This is a genomic window from Pseudomonas sp. GW823-FHT06B06 (assembly GCF_058795195.1).
Map to the genome: position 1 here is coordinate 238,868 of NZ_JBXAHO010000005.1, position 7,085 is coordinate 245,952.

At 61.2% G+C, this 7,085-nt stretch carries 5 protein-coding genes; all 5 read left to right on the forward strand.

The window, feature by feature from the left end; genetic code table 11:
- Positions 1 to 40 precede the first annotated feature (40 nt).
- Positions 41 to 355 carry a hypothetical protein gene (locus AC1Q8Q_RS06910; RefSeq protein ID WP_020799885.1) on the forward strand — a complete coding sequence of 105 codons (315 nt, stop codon included), beginning with the start codon at positions 41 to 43 and terminating at the stop codon, positions 353 to 355.
- Between the two features lie 105 nt (positions 356 to 460).
- Positions 461 to 1,621 carry an efflux RND transporter periplasmic adaptor subunit gene (locus AC1Q8Q_RS06915; RefSeq protein WP_020799884.1) on the forward strand — a complete coding sequence of 387 codons (1,161 nt, stop codon included), beginning with the start codon at positions 461 to 463 and terminating at the stop codon, positions 1,619 to 1,621.
- The gene (locus tag AC1Q8Q_RS06920; protein ID WP_020799883.1) at positions 1,618 to 4,719 is read left to right on the forward strand and encodes a multidrug efflux RND transporter permease subunit; all 3,102 of its coding nucleotides are present in this window, start codon (positions 1,618 to 1,620) and stop codon (positions 4,717 to 4,719) included. The genes AC1Q8Q_RS06915 and AC1Q8Q_RS06920 overlap by 4 nt, the downstream gene beginning before the upstream one ends.
- Before the next feature lie 9 nt (positions 4,720 to 4,728).
- Positions 4,729 to 5,406, forward strand: a complete 678-nt coding sequence (locus tag AC1Q8Q_RS06925; RefSeq protein WP_020799882.1) for a heavy metal response regulator transcription factor — start codon at positions 4,729 to 4,731, stop codon at positions 5,404 to 5,406.
- Positions 5,396 to 6,760 carry a heavy metal sensor histidine kinase gene (locus AC1Q8Q_RS06930; protein WP_492614917.1) on the forward strand — a complete coding sequence of 455 codons (1,365 nt, stop codon included), beginning with the start codon at positions 5,396 to 5,398 and terminating at the stop codon, positions 6,758 to 6,760. The genes AC1Q8Q_RS06925 and AC1Q8Q_RS06930 overlap by 11 nt, the downstream gene beginning before the upstream one ends.
- Positions 6,761 to 7,085 lie beyond the last annotated feature (325 nt).

Consider the following 7,085-nt stretch of genomic DNA (forward strand, 5'->3'; position numbering starts at 1 on the left):
CTCAGGCCTTGGCCCACACCCGCCCAAGGATCACCAAACCATGAAAGCCGTCACCCTCACCTTCGTTTGCCTCACGGCCCTCGCTACCCAGGCCCAGGCCTCCAGCCCCGACGCCTGGGCCGCCTTCGACAAAGCCGTACTCGCCAGCTGCACCAAGGCCAGCGGTCTGGCCAATGCCAAACCCGTCGGCAACGCCGCGCAGTTCGATGATCGGGTCGGTTACACCGCGCTGCTGCTGCAAGGCCAGTACCCGCAAAAGCACATGAAAGGCCGACAAGGAACCGAACTGTGCCTCTACAACAAGAAAAGCAAAACAGCCTACGTGACCGAATGGGACTCCATACGCCCAAACTGACACCGCTGTCAGTCAGCAGTCACTTTCCTGACCGGGTCACAGGGATATAACGTAGATAGACAAAGCTGCGCACACTTCCACTTTCCGACCCGGCGCCCCTCTCGCATGCGAACTCAGAAAAAAACCGTTGTTATTGCAGCCTTTCTGATCGTGCTGGTAGCGCTGGGTGCGTGGTACCTGGGCAAACCCTCTGCAGCCCGGGTAACTACACAGGCCGCCATTCCGGTACGCGTGGTCAACGTGGTCGAAAAAGACGTGCCCCGCTATGTCAGCGGTATCGGTTCAGTGCTATCGCTGCACAGCGTGGTAGTCCGTCCGCAAATCGACGGCATCCTCACCAGGATCCTGGTCAAGGAAGGCCAACTGGTGAGCAAAGGTGATTTGCTGGCCACGATCGACGACCGATCGATCCGCGCCAGTCTGGACCAGGCCAGGGCGCAACTGGGCGAAAGCCAGGCGCAATTGCAAGTGGCCCAGGTCAATCTCAAGCGCTACAAACTGTTGAGCGTCGACGACGGGGTGTCCAAACAGACCTACGACCAGCAACAAGCGCTGGTCAACCAGCTAAAGGCCACGGCCCAAGGCAACCAGGCTTCGATTGACGCAGCCCAGGTGCAATTGTCGTACACACAGATTCGCTCCCCAGTCAGTGGTCGCGTCGGTATTCGTACGGTGGATGAAGGCAACTTCCTGCGCATGACGGACACCCAGGGACTGTTCACGGTGACCCAGATCGACCCTATCGCCGTGGAATTCTCCCTGCCGCAGCAGATGCTGCCGACCCTGCAAGGCCTGATCAACGATCCACAACATGCCAAGGTCAAGGCCTACATCGGTGCCGACACCGATGGTGAAACCGGCAACCTGCTGGGCGAAGGCCACTTGACCCTGATCGACAACCAGATCAACGCCAACACCGGCACCATCCGCGCCAAGGCCGAATTCAATAATCCTGGGCAAAAACTCTGGCCAGGCCTGTTGGTGACAGTAAAGATCCAGACAGCGCTGGATAAAGATGCGCTGGTCGTACCGCCCACCGTCGTGCAGCGTGGCCTCGATCAGCACTTCGTCTATCGGGTGAATGGCAACAAGGTCGAAACCGTACCGGTGCAGATGGTTCATCAAAGTAGCGGTCAGAGCATCATCAAAGGGGTGAAACCCGGTGACGTGCTGGTCAGTGATGGCCAGTCGCGGCTCAAGCCCGGTGCTACCGTGCAAGTACTCACCGACCCGCCGCAGGTCGTAAAATCGGAGTCGGCGCCATGAAAGGCCACGGTTCGGTATCCGCCTGGTGCATTGACCACCCTGTGGCGACGATTCTGCTGACGTTTTCCCTGGTGCTGCTGGGGGCGATTGCCTTCCCGCGCCTGTCCATCGCGCCGCTTCCGCAAGCAGAATTTCCGACGATACAGGTGGCCGCGCAACTGCCGGGGGCCAGCCCGGAAACCATGGCCTCATCGGTGGCCACACCCCTTGAAGTGCAGTTCAGCGCCATTCCCGGCGTGACGCAAATGACCTCGAGCAGCGCCCTGGGCTCAACCAACCTGACCCTGCAATTCACCCTCGACAAGAGCATCGATACCGCCGCCCAGGAGGTCCAGGCCGCGATCAACACCGCGGCAGGCAAACTGCCCAAGGACATGCCGAACCTGCCGACCTGGCGCAAGGTCAATCCGGCCGACAGCCCGGTACTGATCCTCAGCGTCAACTCGTCCCTGATGCCCGGCCCGGAGCTCAGCGACCTGGTGGAAACCCTGTTGTCCCGTCAGATCAGTCAGATCGACGGTGTCGGCCAGGTCGTGATTACCGGCCAGCAACGTCCGGCGATTCGTGTCCAGGTCTCGGCAGACAAACTCGCCGCCATTGGCCTGACCCTCGCCGATATTCGCCTGGCGATCCAGCAGACCAGCCTCAACCTTGCCAAAGGTGCGCTGTATGGGGAATCGAGCATCTCGACCCTGTCCACCAACGACCAGTTGTTCCATCCTGAGGAATACAACCAACTGATCGTTTCCTACAAGGACGGCGCACCGGTCCATCTCAGGGATGTCGCCAAAGTCGTCAACGGCTCGGAAGATGCCTACGTCCAGGCTTGGGCGGGCACCCAACCGGGCGTCAACCTGGTGATCTTCCGCCAACCGGGGGCCAACATCGTCGAGACCGTGGACCGCATTCAAGCGGCGCTCCCGAGCCTGGAAGCAATGCTCCCGGCTTCGGTGCAGGTCAAGACACTGATTGACCGCACGCAGACTATCCGCGCTTCGCTGCATGAAGTGGAAATCACCCTGTTGATCGCGATCATGCTGGTGGTGGCGGTGATGGCGCTGTTCCTGCGCCAGCTCTCGGCAACCCTGATCGTGTCGGCAGTACTGGGGGTTTCACTGATCGCCAGTTTTGCATTGATGTACGTGATGGGCTTCAGCCTGAACAACCTGACGCTGGTGGCAATCGTGGTGGCCGTGGGGTTTGTGGTCGACGATGCGATCGTGGTGGTGGAAAACATCCACCGCCACCTGGAGGCAGGCGACGGTATGCGCGAGGCCGCGATCAAGGGCGCCGGAGAAATCGGCTTCACGGTGGTATCGATCAGTTTCTCGCTGGTCGCGGCGTTCATTCCGCTGCTGTTCATGGGCGGCGTGGTCGGACGCCTGTTCAAGGAGTTCGCCCTGACCGCCACCGCCACCATCATGATTTCGGTGGTCGTGTCGCTGACGTTGGCGCCCACCCTGGCAGCGCTGTTCATGCGCGCGCCGGTGCATCACGCCCACGACAAGCCCGGCTTCGGCGAACGCCTGCTCGCGCTGTACGAAAAAGGCCTGCGCCGCGCGCTCGCTCACCAGAAGTTGATGATCGGCGTATTCGGTCTGTCGCTGGCCCTGGCCGTTGCCGGTTACATTTTTATTCCCAAGGGCTTCTTCCCGATCCAGGACACCGGGTTTGTCCTCGGCACAACCGAAGCCGCCGCTGATATTTCCTACGGCGACATGGTGAAAAAACACTTGGCGATGGCTGAAATCGTCGCTGCCGACCCCGCCGTCGAGACCTTCTCGCACTCGGTCGGGGTGTCGGGCAGCAACCAGACCATCGCCAACGGCCGCTTCTGGATCGCCTTGAAAAAACGCGGCGACCGCGATGTTTCAGCCAGCGAATTCATCGACCGTATTCGCCCGCAATTGATGAAAGTTCCGGGCATCGTCCTGTACCTGCGCGCCGGGCAAGACATCAACCTCAGCTCCGGCCCGAGCCGGGCCCAGTACCAATACGTACTCAAGAGCAACGACGGTGCAATCCTGAGCACCTGGACCCAGCGCCTGACGGAAAAACTGCGTGGCAACCCGGCCTTTCGCGACATTTCCAACGACCTGCAACTGGGCGGCAGCATCACCCACATCAGCATCGACCGCAGTGCCGCGGCACGCTTTGGCCTGACGGCCAGCGATGTCGACGAAGCGCTGTACGACGCCTTCGGCCAGCGCCAGATCAACGAATTCCAGACCCAGATCAATCAGTACAACGTGATCCTGGAACTGGACACGCGCCAGCGCGGCAAGGCCGAAAGCCTTAACTACTTCTATCTGCGCTCGCCCCTGAGCGGGGAAATGGTGCCGCTGTCGGCCCTGGCGAAATTCGATGCGCCCACGGTGGGGCCGCTGTCCATCGCCCATGACGGCATGTTCCCGGCCGCCAACCTGTCGTTCAACCTGGCGCCCGGTGTGGCGCTGGGCGATGCAGTGATCATGCTCAACCAGGCCAAGGTCGACATCGGCATGCCAACGGCCATCAGCGGTAACTTCCAGGGCGCGGCCCAGGCGTTCCAGAGTTCGCTGGCCAGTCAGCCATGGTTGATCCTGGCGGCGCTGGTGGCGGTTTACATCATTCTTGGTGTGCTCTACGAGAGCTTCGTCCACCCGCTGACGATCATCTCGACACTGCCCTCGGCCGGGTTGGGCGCAGTGATCATGCTGTGGATCTGCGGCCAGGACTTTTCGATCATGGCGCTGATCGGGCTGGTGCTACTGATCGGCATCGTCAAGAAAAACGGCATCCTGATGATCGACTTCGCGCTCGACGCGCAGCGCAAGGGTGGCCTGGCGCCGGAGGAAGCGATCTTCCAGGCGTGCCTCACGCGGTTCCGCCCGATCATCATGACCACCCTCGCCGCACTGCTCGGCGCCCTGCCGCTGATGCTCGGCTATGGCACCGGCGCCGAACTGCGCCAACCCCTGGGGATCGCGGTGGTCGGCGGCCTGCTGGTGAGCCAGGCACTGACGCTGTTCACCACGCCGGTCATATACTTATGGCTTGAACGACTCTTCCATAGGCCCAAGCCCGCGCCCGTGCCGGCGCTGGCGAGCACAGACTGAGGCGGGGTCATGCGCGTCCTGATTATCGAAGACGAAGAAAAAACCGCGGACTATCTTCACCGCGGCCTGACGGAACAGGGTTACACCGTGGACCTGGCCCGCGATGGCGTGGAAGGCCTGCACCTGGCGCTGGAAAGCGACTACGCGGTGATCGTCCTCGACGTGATGCTGCCGGCCCTCGACGGTTTCGGTGTATTGCGCGCCTTGCGTGCGCGCAAACAAACGCCGGTGATCATGCTCACCGCCCGCGAACGGGTCGAAGACCGCATCAAGGGCCTGCGCGACGGTGCCGACGACTACCTGGGCAAGCCATTTTCCTTCCTCGAACTGGTGGCACGCCTGCAGGCGCTGACCCGGCGCAGCGGTGGCCACGAGCCGGTGCAAGTGAGCATCGCCGACCTGTGGATAGATTTGATCAGCCGCAAGGCCACCCGCGCCGGCACACGCCTGGACCTGACAGCCAAGGAGTTCTCGCTGCTCAGTGTTCTGGCCCGTCGCCAGGGTGAAATCCTGTCGAAGACGGCCATCGCCGAAATGGTCTGGGACATCAATTTCGACAGCGACGCCAACGTCGTCGAAGTCGCGATCAAACGCTTGCGAGCCAAGCTCGATGGGCCATTCGAAGAGAAATTGCTGCACACGATTCGTGGCATGGGTTATGTACTGGAGAGCCGTGGTGTCCAGTAATAGCATTGCGCTGCGCCTGAGCGGGATGTTTACCCTGGTGGCGCTGCTGGTGTTCCTGTTGATCGGCTGGGCGCTGTACCAACAGGTCGACAAAGGTTTGGGGTTGTTGCCCGAAGCCGAACTGGACGCGCGCTACAGCGTGCTCGAATCGACCGTCGGCCGTTACGGCACGCCCGAGCACTGGGTGAAGATCAATAACAAGCTCAAGCTGCTCGGCGAAGAAGACAAGCGCATCAGTTTCTGGATCGTCAGCGGCGATCCCCATTACGAATACGGCAATCCGACCCCGAGCATCCGTGCCTTCGCCGAAGGACCGTTGGGCATGCGCGACTTGCAACTGGCGGATCACCCCTACCCGCTGAAAGTGCTGGTCAGCCAATTCCCGGCCAAGGATCAGCGCCCGCCCCTGCGATTCATGATCGGTATCGACACCGAAACTTTTTACCATACCCAGCACCAGTTGCTGATCGCCCTGATCAGCCTGGCGGTTATCGGCGTGCTGATGGCCTCGGCGCTGGGTTACTGGGTGGCGCGGATCGGGCTCAAACCATTGATCAAGCTATCCCAGGAAGCCCAGCGCCTGGCCCCGCCATTGCGTTCAGGTCGCTTGCGCCTGTCGTCGCTGCCCCCTGAGTTGAATCAATTCGTCGACTCGTTCAACTCGACACTGGAACGGGTCGAACAGGCGTACTCGCGCCTGGAATCGTTCAACGCCGATGTCGCCCATGAACTGCGCTCGCCGCTGACCAACCTGATCGGCCAGACCCAGGTCGCGCTTACACGCGGGCGTTCGGCGGAACACTATTTCGAGGTGCTGCAATCGAACCTTGAAGAACTTGAACGGCTGCGCTCGATCATCAATGACATGCTGTTCCTGGCCAGCGCCGACCAGGGCAGCAAGGCCACCAAACTGACCTCCACCTCACTGGCGGAGGAAGTGGCGACGACCCTGGAATATCTGGACTTCATTCTCGAGGACGCCCAAGTACAGGTTCAGGTCAGCGGCGATGCCCAGGTGCGAATCGAGATCGCCCACCTGCGCCGGGCCTTGATCAACCTGCTCAACAACGCCGTGCAGCACACCGACCCCGGACAAGTCATCAAGGTGCGAATCGAAGCAGGCGAGCACCAGGTCAGCATCGGCGTCGCCAACCCGGGCGCACCGATTTCCAGCGAGCATCTGCCGCGCCTGTTCGAACGCTTCTACCGGGTCGATGCCTCACGCAGCAACAGTGGCAACAACCACGGGTTGGGCCTGGCCATCGTCAAGGCGATTGCCCTGATGCATGGCGGCGATGTGTTCGTGCACAGCGACCATGGCATGAATACCTTTGGCATGCATTTGCCCGTCTGAGGCCCCACGCTCCCTCCCCCCCGAAAACAGGCCGACCGGCAGGCCGCCTCGTTTTGGGTGTTGCTCGTTGATCCGTGCCGCGTCGAAGCCTGTGGGAGATTGTTGTCTGAGTACATATCCATTGCTGCGGAGTACATATCCGTTGCTGCGGTAACGGCCACTTATGGTTTCGCTCTTACAGCGACTCCCTTTTTCAAACGCCAAAAAGGAAGCAAAAGGCTTTGCCCCACCACTCGGTGCCTCGCTAGGGCTCGGCATGCCCTCACTCCGGCATTGCTCCGTGGGTCGCCGCGATGGGCCATCCCTGGCCCAGCGCGGCTAAACC